Origin of the sequence: Nocardia vinacea NBRC 16497 (genome assembly GCF_000308835.1) — a bacterium.
Classification (GTDB): Bacteria; Actinomycetota; Actinomycetes; order Mycobacteriales; family Mycobacteriaceae; genus Nocardia; species Nocardia vinacea.
In genome coordinates this window covers 1-21,145 of the sequence record NZ_BAGN01000015.1, presented here as the reverse complement: position 1 = coordinate 21,145, position 21,145 = coordinate 1, and the positions used below count along the sequence as shown (strand labels likewise).

17 protein-coding genes and 1 tRNA gene are annotated in these 21,145 nt (G+C 65.7%); 10 read left to right on the top strand and 8 right to left on the bottom strand.

Annotated features, from left to right (window positions below):
• Positions 1 to 60: 60 nt before the first annotated feature.
• From ON44_RS02065 to sp36, 3 genes are read right to left on the bottom strand one after another with little or no spacing between them, the layout of a single operon-like run.
• A complete protein-coding gene (locus tag ON44_RS02065; RefSeq protein ID WP_040686055.1) occupies positions 61 to 855 on the bottom strand; it encodes an MBL fold metallo-hydrolase in 795 nt (264 codons plus the stop codon).
• 9 nt (positions 856 to 864) lie between these two features.
• Complete coding sequence (locus tag ON44_RS02060) at positions 865 to 1,323, bottom strand: RidA family protein (protein WP_040686054.1); 459 nt, start codon at positions 1,321 to 1,323, stop codon at positions 865 to 867.
• Between the two features lie 18 nt (positions 1,324 to 1,341).
• The gene (sp36, locus tag ON44_RS49380; RefSeq protein WP_085998464.1) at positions 1,342 to 1,503 is read right to left on the bottom strand and encodes a Sp36 family protein; all 162 of its coding nucleotides are present in this window, start codon (positions 1,501 to 1,503) and stop codon (positions 1,342 to 1,344) included.
• A gap of 224 nt (positions 1,504 to 1,727) precedes the next feature.
• Here sp36 and bagA point away from each other — a divergent pair, with 224 nt between their 5' ends.
• Together bagA and bagB are read left to right on the top strand one after the other, a co-directional pair.
• On the top strand, positions 1,728 to 2,747 hold the full coding sequence (gene bagA, locus ON44_RS02055) for an ATPase BagA (protein ID WP_040686053.1): 1,020 nt from the start codon (positions 1,728 to 1,730) through the stop codon (positions 2,745 to 2,747).
• Complete coding sequence (gene bagB / locus ON44_RS02050; RefSeq protein ID WP_040686052.1) at positions 2,744 to 3,883, top strand: ATPase BagB; 1,140 nt, start codon at positions 2,744 to 2,746, stop codon at positions 3,881 to 3,883. The genes bagA and bagB overlap by 4 nt, the downstream gene beginning before the upstream one ends.
• Positions 3,884 to 3,996: 113 nt before the next feature.
• On the opposite strand, the gene ON44_RS02045 is transcribed toward bagB, so the two are convergent.
• Complete coding sequence (locus ON44_RS02045) at positions 3,997 to 4,320, bottom strand: WhiB family transcriptional regulator (RefSeq protein WP_040686051.1); 324 nt, start codon at positions 4,318 to 4,320, stop codon at positions 3,997 to 3,999.
• A gap of 446 nt (positions 4,321 to 4,766) precedes the next feature.
• On the opposite strand from ON44_RS02045, the gene ON44_RS02040 reads away from it, so the two are divergent.
• Positions 4,767 to 7,139, top strand: a complete 2,373-nt coding sequence (locus ON44_RS02040) for a penicillin-binding protein (RefSeq protein WP_040686050.1) — start codon at positions 4,767 to 4,769, stop codon at positions 7,137 to 7,139.
• A gap of 61 nt (positions 7,140 to 7,200) precedes the next feature.
• On the opposite strand, the gene ON44_RS02035 is transcribed toward ON44_RS02040, so the two are convergent.
• A complete protein-coding gene (locus tag ON44_RS02035) occupies positions 7,201 to 7,665 on the bottom strand; it encodes a GatB/YqeY domain-containing protein (RefSeq protein WP_040686049.1) in 465 nt (154 codons plus the stop codon).
• Positions 7,666 to 7,936: 271 nt separating this feature from the next.
• On the opposite strand from ON44_RS02035, the gene ON44_RS02030 reads away from it, so the two are divergent.
• The 7 genes from ON44_RS02030 (at position 7,937) to ON44_RS02000 (ending at position 18,352) form a co-directional block, all read left to right on the top strand.
• Complete coding sequence (locus ON44_RS02030) at positions 7,937 to 8,899, top strand: metallophosphoesterase (RefSeq protein WP_040686048.1); 963 nt, start codon at positions 7,937 to 7,939, stop codon at positions 8,897 to 8,899.
• Between the two features lie 116 nt (positions 8,900 to 9,015).
• Positions 9,016 to 10,239 carry a DUF8017 domain-containing protein gene (locus tag ON44_RS02025; RefSeq protein ID WP_040686047.1) on the top strand — a complete coding sequence of 408 codons (1,224 nt, stop codon included), beginning with the start codon at positions 9,016 to 9,018 and terminating at the stop codon, positions 10,237 to 10,239.
• 60 nt (positions 10,240 to 10,299) lie between these two features.
• Positions 10,300 to 10,373 (top strand) — tRNA-Pro (locus ON44_RS02020).
• A gap of 535 nt (positions 10,374 to 10,908) precedes the next feature.
• The gene (locus tag ON44_RS02015) at positions 10,909 to 11,616 is read left to right on the top strand and encodes a GntR family transcriptional regulator (protein WP_051181347.1); all 708 of its coding nucleotides are present in this window, start codon (positions 10,909 to 10,911) and stop codon (positions 11,614 to 11,616) included.
• Between the two features lie 10 nt (positions 11,617 to 11,626).
• Positions 11,627 to 15,286 carry an urea carboxylase gene (gene uca, locus ON44_RS02010; RefSeq protein WP_040686046.1) on the top strand — a complete coding sequence of 1,220 codons (3,660 nt, stop codon included), beginning with the start codon at positions 11,627 to 11,629 and terminating at the stop codon, positions 15,284 to 15,286.
• Positions 15,283 to 17,016: an allophanate hydrolase gene (atzF, locus tag ON44_RS02005; RefSeq protein WP_040686045.1), complete on the top strand. Its 1,734-nt coding sequence runs from the start codon at positions 15,283 to 15,285 to the stop codon at positions 17,014 to 17,016. Before uca ends, atzF begins: the two co-directional genes overlap by 4 nt.
• 97 nt (positions 17,017 to 17,113) lie before the next feature.
• Positions 17,114 to 18,352, top strand: a complete 1,239-nt coding sequence (locus ON44_RS02000; protein WP_040686044.1) for an FAD-dependent monooxygenase — start codon at positions 17,114 to 17,116, stop codon at positions 18,350 to 18,352.
• 620 nt (positions 18,353 to 18,972) lie between these two features.
• Here the strand turns inward: ON44_RS02000 and ON44_RS01995 are convergent.
• From ON44_RS01995 to ON44_RS51855, 3 genes are all read right to left on the bottom strand, one after another.
• A complete protein-coding gene (locus tag ON44_RS01995; protein WP_040686043.1) occupies positions 18,973 to 20,433 on the bottom strand; it encodes a catalase in 1,461 nt (486 codons plus the stop codon).
• Positions 20,384 to 20,875, bottom strand: a complete 492-nt coding sequence (locus ON44_RS01990; RefSeq protein WP_051181345.1) for a Fur family transcriptional regulator — start codon at positions 20,873 to 20,875, stop codon at positions 20,384 to 20,386. Before ON44_RS01990 ends, ON44_RS01995 begins: the two co-directional genes overlap by 50 nt.
• A 32-nt stretch (positions 20,876 to 20,907) precedes the next feature.
• On the bottom strand, positions 20,908 to 21,145 hold a 238-nt coding region (locus tag ON44_RS51855; RefSeq protein ID WP_040686042.1), incomplete at its 5' end, for a hypothetical protein.

The following is a 21,145-nucleotide window of genomic DNA, read 5'->3' as shown; positions in this document are numbered from 1 at the left end:
ATCTGAACGCAAAAGCACGCTGAGTTCAGCTACCACATGAACTCAGCGTGCTTCGGTGTTTTAGTTCTGCTCGGCGCGCAGGTACTCCAACTGCGCTTGCACCGAACTGCGGGCCGCCGGCCACAGCCGCTTGTCGACATCGGCATAGACCTTGCGCACGACCGACATCGCACCCGCGTTCGGACCGAGCACGCGCAATGCCTCCCGCACCTGATCGAGCCGCTCCTGCCGATGCGCGATGTAGTACCGCGCGATCGGTTCCAGATCGGGATGATCCGGACCATGTGCGGGTAGCAGCGCGCGTCCAGCACCCGCCTCGACCAGCTTGTCCAGCGATGCCAGGTAATCGGCGAGGGCGCCGTCGGTGGAATCGAGCACGGTGGTGCCGAAGCCGAGGATGGTGTCACCGGTCAACACCGCGTCGTCGAGTACGAAACTCACCGAATCCTTGGTGTGGCCGGGGGTGTCGAGGACGGTGATCCGCAGTCCGGCGGCCTCGATCACCTCGCCGTCGACCAGCGGCGCATCCGAACCGCGCAGGAATTCGGCGGTCCTGGCTCGCACCGGCGTACCCGTCAGCTCGACCAGCCGGTCGATACCACCGGTGTGATCGTGATGCCGGTGGGTGATCAGGGTGAGCGCGATATTGCCGTCGGTGACGCGGGCGATCGTCTCGCTGTGCGCCTTATCCTTCGGTCCCGGATCGACGACGACGTATTCCGATTGTCCCGGCGCACGCAGCAGCCAGGTGTTGGTGCCCTCCAGCGTCATCTGGCCTGGATTGTCCGCGAGCACGACCGCCGCGGTCGGCGTGACCTGCCGCAGCTGGCCGTATGCGGGATGGGTGAGCGTCATCGAACCTGTTTAGCGCACTTCGGCGATCAGTTCGACTTCGACGGGGGTGTTGCGGGGCAGTTCGGCGACGCCGACCGCGGAGCGCGCGTGCACGCCCGCATCACCGAAGACCGCGCCGAGCAATTCCGAGGCACCGTTGATGACCTGCGGCTGATCGGTGAATCCCGGTGCGGAGGCGACGAATCCGACGACCTTCACAATGCGCACCACCGCATCGAGCCCGACCAGATCGTGCACCGCGGCAATCGCGTTCAGCGCGCAGAACTTGGCTGCCTCCTTCGCCTGATCGAGCGAGACCTCCGCGCCGACCTTGCCGGTCGCCGAGAGCTGGCCGTCCACGAACGGCAGCTGACCGGAGGTGTAGACCAGCGATCCGGTGCGGATCGCTGGAATGTAAGCGGCGACCGGTGCCACGACCGGTGGCAGGGTCAGGCCGAGTTGGGCGAGGTTCTTCTCCCACTGGGTCATATGTGCAAGTCCCTTCGGTTACTTGGGGCGCTTGAGGTAGGCGACGTGCTGTTCACCGGTCGGGCCGGGCAGCACGGTCACCAGCTCCCAGCCGTCGGCGCCCCACTGGTCCAGGATCTGCTTGGTCGCATGCGTCAGCAGCGGAACGGTGGCGTACTCCCACACCTTCGAATCACTCATGCCTGTAACTTTGGCAGCGCCTTCGGCACTGCGTGTTCGCGGCCCCCCGGTGTCGCTCGTGAGACTCGCTCCGTTGTGGTCGATAGAGCAGATATCTCACCTTGCGGCAAACTCGGCTCCAACTGTCTGAGGCAGAATCCCTGGAAAATGAGGCGCTGACCATATCGCTGGGACGCGATGTCAGAACGGGTTATAGGCTCGCGATCGTGGGAGTACCAACAGCAGTGCCTATTTCGGCGGAGCCGGGGCTGGAAACGGGTTGGCCGGAGCGCGCGGATAAGGCCCGCCTGCACTATGTCTCCGGCAAAGGGGGAACCGGTAAGTCGACGGTCGCCGCCGCGCTGGCACTCGCGCTGGCCGCGGGCGGACGGCGGGTGTTGTTGGTCGAGGTGGAGAGCAGACAATCCATTGCCCAACTGTTCGATCTGCCGCCGCTGCCGCCCACCGAAACCAGGATCGCCACCGCGGACGGCGGCGGTGAAGTAGTCGCGCTCGCACTGGATATCGAGCACGCATTCCTCGAGTACATGGATATGTTCTACAACTTGGGGTTCGCCGGTCGGGCGATGCGCCGGGTCGGCGCCATCGAATTCGTCACCACGATCGCACCCGGTCTGCGCGATGTCATCCTGACCGGCAAGATCAAGGAATGCGCGGTCCGGGTGGATAAGCAGGGCAAGCCCGTATTCGACGAAATCGTCGTCGACGCACCGCCGACCGGACGGATCGCCAGCTTCCTCGATGTCACCCAGGCCATGGTCGAGGTGGCCAAGGGCGGGCCGATCGCCTCGCAGGCCGAGGGCGTCTCCAGGCTGCTGCACTCCGATCAGACGATGATCCACCTGGTCACCCTGCTCGAGGCGCTGCCGGTGCAGGAAACCGCCGACGCGGTCGCCGAACTCACCGCCAATGACCTGCGGATCGGCACCGTCATCGTGAACCGGGCGACCAAGGGCCAGCTACCCGCCGACGTGCGCAACAAGGCCGCACAGGGCGATATCGACCGCGACGCCATTCGCGCCGGCCTCACCGAGGCCGGAATTTCCCTGTCGGACCAGGACTTCCAGGGCTTGATCACCGAAACTGTCGAGCATTCGGCCACTTTGCGGGCACAGGACGAAAGCGCCGCCGAACTCGCGAACGTGGATGTCACGCGGATGTATCTGCCCGCGCTCGCAGACGGCATGGATCTCGGTGGCATCTATGAACTTGCCGAACATCTGAGCAAGCAGGGGGTCCGATGAGTAATCCGAATGTGGCCACGCCACTAGATGTTTCGAGCATTATCGCCGATCCCACCGCGCGGGTGGTGGTCTGCTGCGGCTCCGGCGGCGTCGGCAAGACGACCACCGCGGCGGCCATCGGATTGCGCGCGGCCGAGCAGGGTCGCAAGGTCGTGGTGCTCACCATCGACCCGGCACGTCGACTGGCCCAGTCACTCGGTGTCGCCGATCTGGACAACACCCCGCAGCGGGTGGCACTCGGTCCGGAGGCCAAGGGCGAATTGCACGCGATGATGCTCAATATGCGGCGCACCTTCGACGATATGGTGCTCGAGCACACCAGTCCGGAGAAGGCGGAGCAGATTTTCGCCAACCCCTTCTATCAAACGGTCGCCTCCTCCTTCGGCGGTACGCAGGAGTACATGGCGATGGAGAAGCTCGGTCAGTTGGCCGGGCGCAAGGAGTGGGACCTGATCGTGGTCGACACTCCGCCGTCGCGCAATGCGCTCGATTTCCTCGATGCACCGCAGCGGCTCGGAAACTTCTTGAACGGCAGGATGATCCGGGTCATCATGGCTCCTGGTCGCGGCGTCACCCGATTGGTGACCGGTGCGATGAGCCTGGCCGTGCGCGGTGTTTCGACCATTGTCGGCGGCCAGATGCTCAAGGACGCGTCGAATTTCCTGCAGTCGCTGGAGTCGCTGTTCGGTGGTTTCCAGGATCGCGCGGACCGCACGTACGCGATGCTCTCCAAGCCGGGCACGCACTTCCTGGTGGTCGCGGCCGCCGAACCGGATGCGCTACGCGAGGCGTCCTTCTTCGTCGACCGCCTCTCGACCGAACGCATGCCGCTGGCCGGACTGATCTTGAACCGGACCCACCCGATACTCAGTTCACTGTCCGCCGATCATGCGCTGACCGCTGCCGATCAGCTCACCGAATCCGATCAGCTGACCGCCGCGGTGCTGCGCATTCACGCCCAGCGGGTCGCTACCGCCAAGCGCGAACAGCATCTGCTGCACCGGTTCACGGGTGCGCATCCGCGGGTGCCGATCGCCTCGGTGACCGCGCTGCCCTTCGAGGTCTCCGATCTGGAGGCACTGCGTGCCGTCGCGGCGCAACTCACCGATGCGCACCCGGTCGAGGTGACCGCCTGAGGCGTTATCGGCGCCGAAATCGACTGAGCGACTGTGTCATTCTGATGTCGGTTTGATATAGACCCATTAACGAAGCCGAGCCCGCAATCGCGGGCTCGGCTTCATCTCCAGGATTAGATTGCAATTTGATGTTGACGCTGGGCTTGGAAAAAGTCCGCCCAGGACGTCACCTCGGGGTGCTGCTTGAGCAGCGCACGACGCTGTCGTTCGGTCATTCCACCCCACACGCCGAATTCGACTCGATTGTCGAGTGCATCGGCCCCACACTGCATCAACACCGGGCAGTGCCTGCAGATCGTCGCCGCCTTGCGCTGCGCCGCGCCGCGAACGAACAGTTGATCAGGGTCTACTTCCTTGCATCGGGCCTGGGCTACCCAGGCGATCCTTGCTTCGGCCTGCTCTACGTCCAATCGAGCGATGGGGGTTGTCATGTGCATTTGGTGTGCCCCTTTGCAGTCCGAACACCGGGTCAACGGCGCTCCAGAATCGCGTGTCAGTGTCGCAGCAACCCAAACCCCGCTGCGAACTGCACCACATTCCACTTTGAGTGTTAGCTCTATCACACTGGGTTCTCAATCTAGGTAAAGGTATGGCTTCTGCGCAAGACCGTCCCGAGACTTTTTGGTACGTCCGTCCCTGCAACCGTGATCCAGAACCGGGCGGTCGACTCGACCCGCGGCCCGCCCCTCCGCGACACGCCGGAATCCATCCCGCGACACGCCCAATCGGGGCAGGCGGCGCCTCGCAGACGCTCAGCTCCGCCAGCCCCCGTGCGAGTCTGTGTCTATTGCTCACTCGCTGCATTCGCTCGAGAACTCCAGGATCCGAGCTACTCGCAAACACACCCGAGAGCGCCGGATCGGCACCCCGTAGTCTGGGGTCCGTGCCGATCACACATACGCTCGCGAGGCTGGCCGGCAGCTGCGCGCTGGCCGCCGTGCTCGTCGCCGGGTTGTTGTTCCCTCTCGCAGGCGGTTTCGGGTTCGTCTCGAACCGCGCTGCCGATGCCGTCGACAATGTGTCTGCAGAGCTGGTGGAGGGCACCGTCCCCGCCGTCTCGACCATGGTCGACGCGAACGGAACGCCCATCGCCTGGTTGTACGAGCAGCGCCGCTTCGAGGTCCCCAGCGACAAGATCTCCAACGATATGAAGTTGGCGATCGTCTCCATCGAGGATCGGCGCTTCGCCGAGCACGCAGGTGTGGACTGGACCGGCACCATGCGCGCGTTCGTCACCAATACGAGCAGCGGCGAGGTTCAGCAGGGTGCCTCCACCCTCGATCAGCAGTATGTGAAGAACTTCCAGCTACTCGTCGTCGCCAAGACCGACGCCGAGCGCCGGGCCGCCATCGAGACCACTCCCGCACGCAAACTGCGCGAGATCCGGATGGCGCTCACCCTGGACCGGGAGCTGACCAAGGACGAAATCCTCACCCGATACCTGAATCTCGTCCCGTTCGGTAACTCCTCCTACGGCATCCAGGACGCGGCGCAGACCTACTTCGGCATCGACGCCGCGAATCTGAATGTGCCGCAGTCGGCGATGCTCGCGGGCATGGTGCAGTCCAGCTCGAAGCTGAATCCCTACACCAATCCCGAGGGTGTGCTGCAGCGGCGCAATACCGTGCTGGACACGCTGATCCAGAACATCCCCAGCCGCGCCGACGAATTCCGCAAGGCCAAGTCCGAACCCCTCGGCGTGCTCCCCGAGCCCAAGGGCCTGCCGCGCGGCTGCATCGCCGCCAACGATCGCGGCTTCTTCTGCGACTACGCGCTGCAGTACCTGGCCAATGCCGGTATCAGCCGCGAACAGATCAATACCGGTGGCTACACGATCAAGACCACGCTCGATCCGGCTCTGCAGGATTCGGTGAAACGCTCGGTCACCGAGGCCGCGAACCCGAACCTCGACGACATCGCCCAGGTGATGTCGGTGGTCGGGCCGGGACAGGATTCGCATCCGCTGCTGGCCATGGCCAGCAGCCGCACCTACGGCCTGAACCGCGATGCCAACGAAACGGTGCAGCCGCAGCCGTATTCGATGGTGGGTGACGGCGCCGGCTCGATTTTCAAGATCTTCACCACGGCCGCGGCCATGGAAAAGGGCCTCGGTATCAACGCCCAACTCGATGTGCCGGGCCGGTTCGAGGCGAAGGGCATGGGTAACGGTGGTGCGCGCGGCTGCCCGCCCGCCACCTACTGCGTGCAGAACGCGGGTAACTACAAGTCGCCGATGTCGGTGACCGAGGCGCTGGCCACCTCGCCGAATACCGCTTTCGTCAAACTGATCCAGGCCGTCGGAGTCACCCCGACCGTCGATATGGCGGTGCGCCTCGGCATGCGCTCCTACACCGAGGCGGGCAGCTCGGGCCACGGCAACCAGAGCCTGGCGGACATGATCAAGGAACAGAACCTCGGCTCGTTCACCCTGGGCCCGGTCGCGATCAACCCGCTGGAGCTGTCGAATGTGGCCGCCACCTTGGGCTCCGGCGGCCGGTGGTGCCCGCCCTCGCCGATCAAGGAGGTGATCGACCGCTCCGGCAAGACGGTGCCGCTCACCCAGCAGGCGTGCGAGCAGGTCGTCGATCCGGGACTGGCGAACACGCTGGCCAATGCCATGGGTCAGGACGACATCAGCGGCACCGCGGCCGGCGCGGCGCGAGCGACCGGCTGGAACGCGCCGCTGTCGGCCAAGACGGGAACCACCGAGAGCCACCGCTCCTCGGCGTTCCTCGGCTTCACCAACTCGCTGGCGGCCGCGGCCTACGTCTATGGCGACAGCCCGACACCCGGTGAGATCTGCTCGTTCCCGCTGCGCGGCTGCGGCGACGGCAATCTCTTCGGTGGTAATGAACCAGCTCGCACCTGGTTCAACGCGGTCAAGCCGGTGCTCGGGAACTTCCCGCCACCCGCACTGCCACCGCTGGACGACAAGTATGTGCGCGGGTCCAACCAGGCCCAGGTCCCCGATGTCGCGGGCATGACCCAGGGTCAAGCGACCGCCGCACTGGTTGCCGCAGGCTTCCAGGTCTCGCCGGTGAACGGCACCGGTGCGCCGCCGAAGGGGACGGTGATGGGGACAGCGCCGAATGGGTCGGCGATTCCCGGGTCTGTGATCACGATCTATATCAGCGACGGGACGGAACGGGCGCCCGCGCCGACACCCGGACCGGCGCCTGCGCCCGGCCTTCCGATTCCGGGCATTCCAGGCATACCGGGATTCCCGAGTATTCCGGGATTCCCAGCCCCTCGATAACGCTTCATAAATACGAAAGCCGCCGACCTGGATCCCGGATCGGCGGCTTTCTTCTGTACGGCTACAGACGCGACTTCACGGCGGCCGAGATGCGGGAACCGTCGGCCTTACCGGCGGCGATCGCGGTGGCGGCCTTCATGACCTGGCCCATCTGCCGCATGCCCGGTCGCTCGCCGAGTTCCTGGGCAACCTGCGCGATCGCGGTATCGGCGACGTCGGCGACCTCGGCGTCGGTCAGCTGCGTCGGCAGATATTCATCGATGATGCGCGCCTCGGCGTGTTCGTTGGCGGCCAGTTCGCCACGCCCGGCCTGGGTGTAGACCTCGGCCGACTCGCTGCGCTTCTTCGCCTCTTTCTGCAGTACGGCGATGACCTCGGCGTCGGAGAGCTCACGTGCCTGCGAGCCCGCGACCTCCGCGGTCTGGATGGCGGCGAGCAGCATCCTGAGGGTGGCGAGGCGCAGCGTGTCCTTGGCTTTCATCGCGGCGGTCATATCCGCACGCAGCTGCGATTTGAGTTCCGACATGTGCCACACGGTAGCCGTTTCCCCGTTCCCGGCCCACTACATTTGGCGCTCGACTCGGATTCATCCGACTCGCCGTAGCGACTGCTTGCAGGTCGCCCGAACGGGTCGGCAGCGACTGCTTGCAGGTCGCTCGAACGGGTCGGCAGCGACTGCTTGCAGGCCGCTCGAACGGGTCGGCAGCGACTGCTTGCAGGTCGCCCGAAACGACCAACCGACCGCTTGTGCGGAAACACACTCAGCGTTCCGCACCGGGGTCACCTATGCTGGGCAAATGCCCGTAATCTCGACCTCCGCTATCCGACGAACCGCGTTGGGAGCCGCCGGGGCCGCGGTGGCCGGTATCGGCTACGCCTCGCTGATCGAACGAAATGCCTTCGTACTGCGCGAGGCCACGATGCCCGTGCTACAGCCGGGCTCGTCGTCACTACGGGTGCTGCACATCAGCGATCTGCACATGATGCCTGGTCAGAAGCTCAAGCAGCAGTGGCTTCGGGAGCTGGATCGGCTGGAGCCGGATCTGGTCGTCAATACCGGCGACAACCTTTCGCACCAGAAGTCGGTGCCCGCGGTGGTTCAGGCCCTCGGCGGATTGCTTTCCCGCCCGGGCCTTTTCGTTTTCGGCAGCAATGACTATTTCGCGCCGGTCGCGAAGAATCCGGCGAAATACTTCAAGAAGGATCACCGCCGGGTGTACGGCGCGCCGCTGCCGTGGAAGGACCTGCGCGCGGCATTCACCGAGCGCGGCTGGCTCGATCTGACTCATGTCCGCCGTGATGTCGAGGTCGCGGGCATTCGAATCGCGAGCGCGGGCGTCGACGATCCGCATCTGCAGCGCGATCGGTACGACACCGTCGCCGGTGCGCCCAACCCACTCGCCGTGCTGAGCATCGGCTTGACCCACTCCCCCGAACCCCGGGTGCTGGACCGCTTCGCCGAGGACGGCTACGACCTGGTCATGGCCGGACATACACACGGCGGCCAGCTGTGCCTGCCCGGGTACGGTGCACTGGTCACCAACTGCGGTATCGATCGCTCGCGGGTGAAGGGCTCGTCCAAATGGGGCGCGCATACCCAACTGCACGTCTCCGCAGGTCTCGGTACCTCGCCGTGGGCGCCGTACCGCTTCTGCTGCCGCCCCGAGGCGACGCTGCTTACCCTGGTCGCCGCACCGCCGAAACGTCCCAATGCCGATAGCGGACAGGGCGTTTCCCCCTCGGAAGCCATCGCCCGCTGAGTTCCGCTAAGGTCCTTTGCCGAGACTGACGTCAGGCAGGGGAGAGCGCAGCGAGTGAACCATCAACACAGTGCGCAATCGCGCGCGACGGAGCCGAGCATCAGCGAGGCGGAGTCGTGAGTGATCTCAACCGGCGCGAAACCGGTACGCCGCAACAGCAACAGCCCTATGGCGCAGAGCAATTCGGTCCTGCGCTGGGACAGCCGGGATCCGAGACGCAGTCGGGGGCCGACGCGGCGCACGGCACATTCGGTGCGCCGGTCCAGCTCGATCCGGCCGCGCTGTCGCCGTTCGGCCCCGAACCCACGGCCACACCGTGGAACGGCGGCGTCGCACCGGCCCTACCCATGCCATGGCAGCCCGAGCAGCAAACGGCAAGTGCCCCTGGTCAATTCGATCCGACCCTGCAGTGGGCACCGCAACCCGCACCGGCATGGCAGCATGGCTCGACGACGCAATTCCAGCCCGGCGCAACACCATCCGGACCGTATGGCGGTATGCAAACGCCCCATGGCCCGGGCGGTGGCTCGGATGCGTTCTTCGGTGACCGATTCGCCTCGGACTTGGTCGCCGCGTCGAGCGCGAACCGATCGGGCCACACGCGCCGCACCGCATGGATCGCCGCCTCGGTCGCGACGCTCGTGGTCGCGGGCGGGGCGACGGCGGCGATCGTCACGGCCAACCACGGCTCGGACGCCACTGCGCAGAATCCGGTCCCGTCGATGGTGAGTGCACTCACCCCCACGGTTTCACATACGTCTACCCAGCCGACCACCACCAAGCCCGCCCCCGCCAATAACGAGACCCCGGTCGTACCCGGTTACCAAGTCGTGGTCGCCTCGGACCTCGGGGCCGCCTATGACGTACCCGCCGACTGGACCGTCGCCCCCGACGGCAAGGTCGGCGGCTTCGGCGAACCGCCGAACGCTGTCACCGGCAAGGGACTGGCCACCGAGGGGAAGAGCTACTGCCCCGGCTCGACCCGCACCGTGGCCTTCTTGACCGGCTCCAAGGACACCGATTCGGCAACCGCCGCAACCGAACTCGGCACCAGGACCGCCCAGATCGCCTACACCAACTCATCGGGCGGCACCCCGGGCGCGGCACAGCCGCTCCGCTCGCTCGACGGCTCCCAGCAGGGCATGTTCGTGGAGACCAAGGGCACCGCGACCAAGGTCAATCCGGGCTGCGCAACCGAGTACTCGGTCTACACCTTCGCCACCCCCACCGATAGCGGCAATTTCGTCATGGTGATCGCCGCCGACACCGGCGTCCCCAATGCCGTCGACGCGGCCACCGCGATGCGCATCTTCACCAGCATTCGCCCCCACGAAGGCTGATTGACCAGCGGGTTTAACGTCTGGAGGTGAGCTGTTGTAAGCTACTCCAGGTTCGCTTCACGGGGTGTGGCGCAGCTTGGTAGCGCGCTTCGTTCGGGACGAAGAGGTCGCAGGTTCAAATCCTGTCACCCCGACTCGTGGTTGAGACGAATGGTTCCGCCCCCGGCCCGCACAGGTCGGGGGCGGAGCTGTTTTCGCTGGTTGGCCCGGCGGTCCGGGGTCGGCCACCACACCGTGCAGGCAATGACCGCTAGTAGCCCGCACACCAGGGCGAGCAAGCCAACGATCACGAACGCATCCATCATTACCTCCCGAGACTTCTCGTAGGTGCACCCGGCGCCGGGGGCGGATCGCCACCGACCGGCGGCGGTAGACGGGCGGTGTGCCTGAAGTACGGGCATCGACCCGGCGCCGGGGCTGATCTCCAGCCTGCTGCAGCGATGTGTCGTGCGATAGCGCATCGGCGTTGCCAGGTGTTGCTGTCTGCTCCACCTCACTGTGCACCGCTGGTGAGAATTTCCGGAAGTAGGCGCGCCGAGAACGGACCGAATGGACGCTCGGCCGTTCCGATATGTCCCCCGATGTCCCATATGGGCGGTGAGCAGACTCTTACCGCTTGCTAACGTGCGGTCATCTCGACGAAACGCGAGGTCCATAGCGTATACATGCATGTCGACACGGGTGGCCACACTGGCGGATGCGGCGGGACGGCCGCTGCGGGACGTTGTTTATACGACTTTGCGCGGCGAGTTGATGAACGGGGATATCCGGTTCGGCGAGCGCCTGACCGAGCCCAAGCTGTCGACCCGGTTCGGTATCTCGCGGACGCCGGTCCGCGAGGCGCTGACCATGCTGTGCTCGGACGGACTGTTGCAGCGGGAGGAATACGGCTTCACTCCGGTGCGGCCGAGCATTCCGTTGATCCGGGACCTGTACGAGCTGCGAATCACCTTGGAGCTCGGCGGAATTCAGCGCGCCATCGATAATCCGGCGGTCGTGCACGATCGTGCGCTGCTGGCGGCTGAGCGCGAGGCCTGGCTGGTCCTGCGTGCGGATCCGCCCGAGCAGGAGCCCGGTTTCGTGGTGCGCGACGAGGAGTTCCACGTCACGCTGTTGACGGCGGCGGGCAATGCCGAACTGGTGCGCTCGCTGAAGGCGGTGAATTCGCGGATCCGGCATGTGCGGATGTACGACTTCATGGTCAACAACCGGATCGAGACCACCATCGCCGAGCATCTGGGAATTCTGGATGCCGTTCTGGCCCAAGATCTTCCGCTGGCATATCGACTGCTGCACACCCACATCGGCGAATCGCTCGATGTCGTTCTCGATCGGGTCACGCGGGCCATCGCCGCGATGTCCTTGGCAACTGAATAGGGAGTTTCCGGTGACACTGGGATTCGATACGGTTCTGGTCGCCAATCGCGGCGAAATCGCCTGCCGGATCATGCGGACGGCGCATGCGCTCGGTCTGAAAACCGTCGCCGTGTACTCCGACGCCGATGTCGGTGCGGCACATGTCGAAATCGCCGATGTCGCAGTACATCTGGGGGCGAGTCCGGCGGCAGAGTCCTATCTGCGTGCCGACCTGGTTGTCGAGGCGGCACTGTCGACGGGTGCGGGCGCGATTCATCCCGGATACGGGTTCCTTTCGGAGAACGCGGATTTCGCCACGGCGGTGACCGATGCCGGGATAGCGTTCGTCGGGCCGACGCCGGAGCAACTGCGCATCTTCGGCGACAAGCACACGGCACGGAAAACGGCCGAAGCCGTTGGGGTGCCGCTGATTCCGGGTAGCGGACTGCTCGAATCGGCCGAGCACGCGGTGGCCGAGGCCGAACGCATCGGCTATCCGGTAATGCTCAAGGCGGTCGGTGGCGGCGGTGGTATCGGCATGCAGGCCTGCGGTAGTGCCGATGAGCTGCGGTCGGCGTATCTGCGCGTGCAGCGTTTGGCCGCGACGAATTTCTCCTCGACCGGTGTTTTCCTGGAGCGGTTCGTGGCGCGGGCCCGGCATATCGAGGTGCAGCTTTTCGGTGACGGTCGCGGGCGCGTGGTAAGCCTCGGCACCAGGGATTGTTCGCTGCAGCGGCGCAATCAGAAGGTCATCGAGGAAGCTCCCGCACCCGGACTCGCACCGGAGCTGTCGGAGCAGTTGCTCGCGGCGTCGCGGGAGTTGGCGAGGTCGGTGCGGTACCGATCGGCGGGCACGGTGGAGTTCGTCTATGACGTCGAGCATGGTGCGGCCTCGTTCCTGGAGATGAACACCCGGCTGCAGGTCGAGCATCCGGTGACCGAGGCGGTGGCTGGGGTCGATCTGGTCGAGTGGATGATGCGGCTGGCGGGCGGGGACAGCTCGATGGTCGACGAACTGCCCGAGACCGGACCGGCGATCAGTGGATGGGCGGTGGAGGCGCGGGTCTATGCCGAGGATCCGGGACACGCGTACCGACCGAGCGCCGGGTTGATCACGGCCGCGACCTTTCCGGTGGATACGGCGGTTCGGGTCGACACCTGGGTCGCGACGGGCACCGAGGTCAGTCCGTACTACGACCCGCTGCTGGCCAAGGTGATCGCGTCGGGGACCACTCGCGACGCGGCCTTCGCGGGCTTGAGCGATGCGCTGGCCGCGACCAGGATCTACGGGGTCCAAACGAATCTGCCCCAATTGCGGGCGGCGAGTGCCGATGCCATGGTGCTCGACGCGGACCACGTCACGACGACGCTGGCCGATATCCGACCCGCCGGCCATCGCATCGATGTGCTGCGCGGTGGCACGATGACCACGATCCAGGATCATCCGGGTCGAATCGGCTTGTGGCAGGTCGGAATTCCGCCGTCGGGTCCGATGGACGATCTGTCGTTCACCCTCGCCAATATCGCCGTCGGCAACCCCGCAGGTGTGCCCGCACTGGAATGCACGCTCCAGGGGCCACAGGTGCGTTTCGCCGATGACTCAGTGGTGTGTGTGGCGGGTGCGCAGACGCCGGTCACGGTGGATGGGCAACCGGTCCCGATGTGGCAGCCAGTAACGGTCCCGGCCGGGTCGGTACTCGATATCGGCGCACCGTCGGACGCCGGATTGCGCACCTACCTGGCGGTACGCGGTGGCATAGATGCGCCGCTCTATCACGGCAGCGCCGCCACCTTTACCCTCGGCGGTTTCGGCGGCAGCACCGGGAAAGCCCTGGTCGCGGGGGATGTGCTGGGAATCGTCAGGAATCGGCCCGAACTCGCTGAGCCACAAGCGGTTCCGCTCGACGAGCGACCCGAATTCACGCACGTCTGGCAATTGGCCGTCGGTATCGGACCGCAGACCGCACCCGCCTATTTCACCGATGCGGATATGGGCCAATTCTATTCGCACCCTTGGAAAGTCGGCAGCCACGCGAACCGCACCGGCATTCGGCTGGAGGGGCCGAAGCCGACCTGGTCGCGCACCGACGGCGGTGATGCGGGACTGCACCCGTCGAATCTGCACGACAACCCGTACAGCGTCGGAACACTGAATGTCTCCGGCGATACCCCGATCCTGCTCGGCCCGGACGGTCCGAGCCTCGGCGGCTTCGCCTGCCCGCTCACCGTGATCTCGGCGCATCGCTGGAAACTCGGCCAGCTGCGTCCCGGCGATACCGTCCACTTCGTGCCCGTCGACGATGACCGGGCCACGGCGCTGCGCCGTTCGAACGCTGCTCGGGCCCAGGCCGACGCCCCCATGGATCTTGCTGCCGTACCGAGCCCGCTCACCGGTTCCCGCAAGCCGGTCGGTCTGGATGATCGCGGCATTCTCGGCACCGTTGCGGCGGGTGCGGATCGCCCGCAAGTCGCCTATCTGCGTGGGGGCGATGACAATATTCTGGTCGAATACGGCGAGATGGTGCTGGATCTCGGTCTGCGCATGCGGGTGCACGCACTCGCCGAGGCGCTGGCGGGCACCGGTCTGCCCGGCATCATCGATGTGACACCGGGTGTCCGTTCGCTGCACATCCATTTCGATCCCGAAGTGCTGCCGCAGTATCGGCTGCTCGGCACGCTGACCGAACTCGAATCCGAACTGCCCGCAACCCACGATCTCGTGGTGCCCAGCCGCACCATCCGATTGCCGCTGTCGTTCGACGATCCCTCGATTGCCGAGGCCATCGATCGATATCGCAGCGGGGTCCGCGATACCGCGCCATGGTTGCCTTCGAATACCGAATTCATCCGCCGCATCAATGGACTCGACAGTGTCGAGGATGTGCGTGCCGCGGTCTTCGCCGCCGAGTACCTGGTGCTCGGCCTGGGTGACGTCTACCTCGGTGCGCCACTGGCGGTTCCGCTCGATCCGCGACACCGGCTGGTCACCACCAAGTACAACCCGGCGCGCACCTGGACGCCATCGGATGCCGTCGGCATCGGCGGCAAGTACCTCTGCGTATACGGCATGGCATCACCGGGCGGCTATCAGCTGATCGGCCGGACGGTGCCGATCTGGTCCAGCTACCGGCAATCCGCACCGTTCGAAACTGGCACCCCGTGGCTGTTCCGATTCTTCGACCGCATCGTCTGGGAACCGGTGACTCCCGAGCAGCTGCTCGAACAGCGCGCGGCCGCAGCGGCGGGCCGTTTCGACGCCGAGGTCAGTGATGGCACCTTCGCACTCGCCGATCATCTGCGACTGCTCGCCGAAAATGCCGAAGCCATAGCGGAATTCGAGACCAAACAGGCCGTCGCCTTCGAAGCGGAGAAACAGGCCTGGCGCGCCGCAGGGGAATTCGAGCAGAGCACGATCGTCGAGACCGTGTCGGAACCCGCTACCGACCCACTGGCCGGATTGCCACCGGACGCAACGGTGGTCACCGCACCGATGATCGGCAATGTCTGGCGGGTGGAAATCGAGGTGGGCCAGCGTCTCGGCGCGGGCGATCCGGTGGCCATCCTCGAGGCGATGAAACTCGAACTGCCGGTGCACAGCCCGGGCACCGGCACGGTACTGAAAGTACTGGCCACCCCAGGCGCGAAAGTGGAACCGGGAACCCCACTAGCAGTGATCGGAGCCGCCGAATGACCGCAGGCGTCCTAGGCAATACCGAAGTCCATGGCACGCCGACCGCGCGGGTCGCCGCCGCATATCGGCGCATCGCGGAGGTCGATCGGCCGGAGGTGTGGATCACGCTGCGCGCCGAGGCCGATGTCGCCGCCGAGGCCACGGACGTCGAGCAGCGGCTCGCCGCAGGTGAATCCTTACCGCTGGCAGGGGTGTTGGTTGCGGTCAAGGACAATATCGATGTCGCGGGACTGCCGACCACCGCGGCCTGCCCCGAATTCGCCTACACCGCCGAGGTCACCGCGGCGGCGGTCGAGCGGCTGGTCGCGGCGGGCGCATTGGTTCTCGGCAAGACCAATCTGGATCAGTTCGCAACCGGGCTCGTCGGCACGCGCAGCCCATACGGCGCGGTTCGCCATGCGCACGATCCGGAGTTGATCTCCGGCGGGTCCAGTTCCGGATCGGCAGTCGCCGTAGCTCTCGGTATCGCGGATATCGGAATCGGTACGGACACAGCGGGTTCCGGACGCGTCCCGGCCGCGCTGCACGGAATCGTCGGTATCAAAGCCACTTTGGGGATCGTCCCGGCACACGGCGTGGTTCCGGCGTGTGCGGACTACGACGCAGTGACGGTCTTCGCCACCGACCTCGACAGCGCGGTCGCATCGGCCGCGGTCATGGTCGGACCGGAGCCTCGGGATCCGCGCAGCCGTTCCTGGCCCGCCGATGTTCCGCTCGCCGCGCCGCAGATCATCCGGCTGGCGGTTCCGCGCGCGGAGGATCTCGCCGCGCTAAGCGATTCGTACCGAGATGCGTTTGCCCGCACCGTATCCGCGGTGACCCGCGCCGGGATAACGACCGAAGAGGTCGATATCTCCGAGATGCTCGATGCCGCACTCCTGCTCTACGACGGCGCGATCGTCGCGGAACGCTATGCGGCCGTCGGCACATTCCTCGATACCGCGCCGGCGAGCACCGATCCCACCGTGATGGCCATCATCAATGCCGCGCGAGCAACGACCGGACCCGGATTCGCGGCTGATCTGGATACCTTGGCGCGAGCCAAGGCTGCGGCGGCGGTGACATTGCAGGGGTTCACCGGATTGCTCTTGCCGACGACCACGGAGCATCCGAGTATCGCTGCGGTACAAGCGGATCCGTTCGGCATCAACCGACGGATGGGCACCTTCACGAACTTCTGCAATCTGCTGGATATGGCGGCCGTCGCCGTCCCCGGCCTACCCACCGCGACCGGCGCACCCTTCGGCGTGATGGTCGTGACGCCCGCCTTCGCCGATCAGGTCGCCATCGATATCGCTGCCCGCATCATCGGCGAGGACAACGCCCCGGCACTGGTCGAAGACGGTGTCGAATTGGCCGTCTTCGGCGCGCACCTGCGCGGCCAGCCGCTGCACTGGCAGTTGGAAGAGATCGGCGCGCGGTTCACCGGCGAGATCCGCACCACCGACGCCTACCGTCTGACCGCACTCGACACCACACCCCCGAAACCGGGACTGGTGCGCCACGGTCCGGGACTCGGTGCGCCGATCCTCGGCGAGCTGTTCCGGGTATCGGCGGCGGGACTCGGCCGCTTCCTCGCCGCGCTGCCCGCGCCGATGGCGCTGACCAGTATCGAATTATCCGACGGACGTGCGGTTATCGGCTTCGCCTGCACTTACGATGCCGCAGGTACCGCCACCGATATCACCTCCTACGGCAGTTGGAAGGCCTATCTGCAGAACCAGAACTAACCACTGACTCAATCGTCTTACACATTTGTACTAGACAAACGTGCAACACGTCTGTTAGACATATGCGCAAGACATTCGAGCCAGTGAGGAACAGATCATGAGCAACACCAACCCCGCCACCATCCGCCCGCGGGTCCTCGTCTGCGGCGGCGGCATCGGCGGCAATGCCGTTGCCCTGCAACTGCTCCGGGCCGGGATCCGGGCCACCGTGGTCGAGCGGGCGGCGGCGCCGCGCCCCGGCGGACAGGCAGTGGATCTGCGCGGTCCGAGCGTCGAGGTGGCGGAGCGGATGGGGCTCATGCCGGGTATCCGCAAATCCCAACTGGACGAGCGCGGCATGGTGTTCGTGGACAGTGAGGGCAAGGAACTGCTGCGCATGGCCGCGGAGGTCTTCGAAGGTAAGGGCGCGGTCGCCGAGATCGAGATCACCCGAGGCGACCTGAACCAGGTGCTGCTCGATCTGCTCGACGAGGTGGGCGGCGTCGACTACCGCTACAGCGAATGGGTCACCGAGATCAGCCAGGACGACGCGGGCGCGGATGTCACTTTCGCCTCCGGCAGCACCGAGCGGTTCGACATCGTGATCGGCGCGGACGGACTGCATTCCTCGACCCGGCGCCTGGTCTTCGGCCCGGAGGAGGATTTCTCCACCTACCTCGGCGGCTACATGTCCTTCTTCACGCTGCCGACGCCCGACTATGCGGAGCAGCACTGGATCGCGATGAACTCCCTGGTCGGCGCGACCGGTGTGGGCCTGCGCCCGGATGCCGATCCGGCCACCTGCAAGGCGCTGGTCGTCATTCGCGACGCCGCGAATCCAGCGCTGCGTCGCGATGTCGCGGCACAGCAGCAGCTCATCCGCGAGCGACTGGCCGACGGCGGCACGATCGCGAGCACCGTCCGCGATGCCATGGCCACCGCCGAAGACTTCTACTTCGACGAACTGGCCCGCATCGATGTCCCGAACTGGTCCAAGGGCCGCGTGGTGCTGCTCGGCGACGCGGGCTACTGCGGTTCGCCGCTCACCGGGCAGGGCACCGCGATGGCACTGGTCGGCGCGTACGTCCTCGCCGGTGAAATCGCCGCGCACGCAACCGATCCCGAAAAGGCGCTGGCCCGCTACGAAGAGGTGCTGCGGCCGTTCGTCGCCACCGCGCAGGAGCTGCCGCCGGGTGGCCTGCGGTCGATGACGCCCCAATCACGCTTCGGCATTCGCGCGGGTCTGTTCGTCAGCAGACTGATGACCACCAAGATCATGAAGCCGCTCATGATGAAGATGCTCACCAAGACCGAGAGCTACGAACTGCCCGACTACTCGGTCCAGACGGTCGGCTGACCGCTCGAGGCCCGGCCGGGCCGGTCACCCCTCGTGAACCGGCCCGGCCACATACACCCTTGGAATGGGATCGTCGGCACGCACCGAATGGTTACCTTCGGCAGCGGCGACTGATTCGCCGGTCAGCTCCGGGAAGAGCCATCCGAAGTGGTTGCCCCCGATAAAGCGCCAGCGGGCCGGTCACCCCTCGTGGACCGGCCCGGCTGGCACTACCCCCGTGACGCGACCTGTTACCCCTCGTGAACAGGTCGAGTCCGGTTCCCCACCCCCGGTGGTGGCTTGTGTTGCGGTGTTGACACAAACAATGCCGTCGCGGGCTTGTTGGGCACTTAAGAAGACCTTGCAGGAACAAAACAGCAGGTAGTTGCACTATTTGTGGAAGATCCCGACAAGTTTGCGGCGCGGTGGCGCGAATCGGCGGATGATGGTGGATAAGGGCGCCAGTGAGATTGGAGCGGCGATGGAAACCGTGGTTGTCTGGGTGTTGGCCTGCCTGCTCTATTGGTGGGGCCTGTTGTAGTTCCGAGGCCTGGGGCCCGTGGAATCCTGCCCCCCGCATACGAAAAGCTCCGCCTCCGACCGAAATGGTCAGGGGCGGAGCTGTTTTCGGAGCTGATCTATCAGCCGTCCAGTCCGGCGCGGACACCTTCCTCGACGCGCTTGCCGAGCTCGGCGTCCACGTTCTTCCAGTATTCGAAGACCCGGGACAGCACCGGCTCGCGCACACCGCCGAGCACATGGCCGACGATGTTGTCCACTAGACGATCTCGCTGCTCGTCGTCGAACACCGCACGGACCAGGGTGCCCGCCTGGGCGAAGTCGCCGTCCTCGGCGTGCTCGATATAGCCGGAGCGTACGACGGTCGGGTCGAACTCCCAGACACCGCCATCGGGCGCCCGCTCCGGATCCGCATGCGGGCCGCCGAACGAATTCGGCGCGTAGACAGGTACATTCGCGTCGTTGTAGTCATAACGCATCGCGCCCTCCTTGGAGTAAGAGTTCACCTCCGCGGCGCGGGGGCGGTTCGGCGGCAGCTGCGCGTAGTTGGTGCCGATGCGGTAGCGGTGCGCGTCCGCGTAGGCGAATACCCGGCCGAGCAACATTTTGTCGGGCGAAAAGCCTATGCCGGGAACGACATTCGAGGGCTCGAAGGCGGCCTGCTCGATATCGACGAAGTAGTTGCCCGGATTGCGGTTCAGGGTCCACTTGCCGACCTCGATCAGCGGGTAGTCCCGATGCGACCACACCTTGGTCAGGTCGAACGGGTTGAAGCGGTAGCCCTCGGCCTCGGCGACCGGCATGACCTGCACGTACAGGGTCCAGCTCGGGAACTCGCCGCGGTCGATCGCGTCATACAGATCGCGGCGGTGATAGTCGGCGTCCGCACCGGCCAGGCGATCGGCCTCGGCCTGGGGCAGGTAGTCGATGCCCTGATCGGTCTTGAAGTGGTATTTCACCCAGAAGCGCTCGCCCGCGGCATTGATCCACTGGTAGGTGTGCGAGCCGTAGCCGTTCATATGGCGGTAGGTCTTCGGGATACCGCGGTCGCCCATCAGCCAGGTGACCTGATGGGCGGTCTCCGGACGCAGGGTCCAGAAGTCCCACTGCATATTGTGATCGCGCAGGCCGCTGCCGGGCAGGCGCTTCTGCGAACGGATGAAGTCCGGGAACTCGAGCGGATCCTTGATGAAGAAGATCGGGGTGTTGTTGCCGACGAGGTCGTAGTTGCCGTCCTCGGTGTAGAACTTCACCGCGAAACCCCGTGGGTCGCGCCAGGTGTCGGGGCTGCCCTGCTCGCCCGCGACGGTGGAGAACCGCGCCAGCGATTCAGTCCGCGCGCCCGGCTGGAAGAGCTTGGCCTTGGTGTAGCGACTCACGTCATTGGTCACCACCAGCTCGCCGTATGCGCCCGCGCCCTTGGCGTGCACGATCCGCTCCGGCACCCGCTCCCGGTTGAACTGGGCGAGCTTTTCGATGAGGTAGTGGTCGTGCAACAGGATCGGGCCCTGGGTGCCCGCGGTGAGCGATTCGTTATCGCTCGGCACCGGCACTCCGGTGTTGGTGGTGGTCGGCCTGGTCATCGGCAGCCTCCTTCGCTGAATGTGTACGGCAGGTCGGGCACAGACCCCAGAAGACGACCTCGGCCTCGTCGATCACGAACCCGTGCGCGTCCTCGGGTTCCAGACAGGGGGCTGTGCCCACGACACAGTCGATATCGACGACCGTGTCGCAGCTTCGGCACACCAGATGGTGATGGTTGTCCGCGACCCTGGCCTCGTACAGCGCGGGCGAACCGGCGGGTTCGATGCGCCGCAGGATTCCGGCGTTCACGCAGGCTCGGAGCACGTCGTAGACGGCCTGCGTGGATACCGAGCCCAGGGTTTCGCGGACGGCGGCGGCCACCCGATCGGCATCCGAATGCGGTCGGGCCACGACCGCGGCCAGCACCGCGACCCGCGGGGCGGTAACCCGCAGGCCGGCCGCGCGCAAGCGTTCGCGCGGATCGGTGAGGTTGGTGTGCATGCATCCGATGGTTACGCCTTTTCTTGAATTAGTCAAGAATTTGGAGAGATCCAGAAAAGAATCTTTGTCGCGCGGGTCAGCCAGCGGATGTGGCGGCGGTCACGGAAGACCCGGGCGGCTGGGTGCTTCGGGACGCCGATGCCGCACGCCTCCAGGACGGAGATGCCGCATGCTTCCAAGGCACAGGTGTCGTACGCCTGCAGGCACAGGTTGTCGCCCACCCCGGGGCACAGACGACCCACGGCTCCAGGGACGCTGGCAACGCGCACC

What these genes read in the sequence shown, in the direction of transcription:
- ON44_RS02065 (WP_040686055.1), bottom strand. Translation starts at nt 855, where the DNA reads ATGACGCTCACCCATCCCGCATACGGCCAGCTGCGGCAGGTCACGCCG.
- ON44_RS02060 (WP_040686054.1), bottom strand. Translation starts at nt 1,323, where the DNA reads ATGACCCAGTGGGAGAAGAACCTCGCCCAACTCGGCCTGACCCTGCCA.
- sp36 (WP_085998464.1), bottom strand. Translation starts at nt 1,503, where the DNA reads ATGAGTGATTCGAAGGTGTGGGAGTACGCCACCGTTCCGCTGCTGACG.
- bagB (WP_040686052.1), top strand. Translation starts at nt 2,744, where the DNA reads ATGAGTAATCCGAATGTGGCCACGCCACTAGATGTTTCGAGCATTATC.
- ON44_RS02045 (WP_040686051.1), bottom strand. Translation starts at nt 4,320, where the DNA reads ATGCACATGACAACCCCCATCGCTCGATTGGACGTAGAGCAGGCCGAA.
- ON44_RS02035 (WP_040686049.1), bottom strand. Translation starts at nt 7,665, where the DNA reads ATGTCGGAACTCAAATCGCAGCTGCGTGCGGATATGACCGCCGCGATG.
- ON44_RS02030 (WP_040686048.1), top strand. Translation starts at nt 7,937, where the DNA reads ATGCCCGTAATCTCGACCTCCGCTATCCGACGAACCGCGTTGGGAGCC.
- ON44_RS02015 (WP_051181347.1), top strand. Translation starts at nt 10,909, where the DNA reads ATGTCGACACGGGTGGCCACACTGGCGGATGCGGCGGGACGGCCGCTG.
- atzF (WP_040686045.1), top strand. Translation starts at nt 15,283, where the DNA reads ATGACCGCAGGCGTCCTAGGCAATACCGAAGTCCATGGCACGCCGACC.
- ON44_RS02000 (WP_040686044.1), top strand. Translation starts at nt 17,114, where the DNA reads ATGAGCAACACCAACCCCGCCACCATCCGCCCGCGGGTCCTCGTCTGC.
- ON44_RS01995 (WP_040686043.1), bottom strand. Translation starts at nt 20,433, where the DNA reads ATGACCAGGCCGACCACCACCAACACCGGAGTGCCGGTGCCGAGCGAT.
- ON44_RS01990 (WP_051181345.1), bottom strand. Translation starts at nt 20,875, where the DNA reads ATGCACACCAACCTCACCGATCCGCGCGAACGCTTGCGCGCGGCCGGC.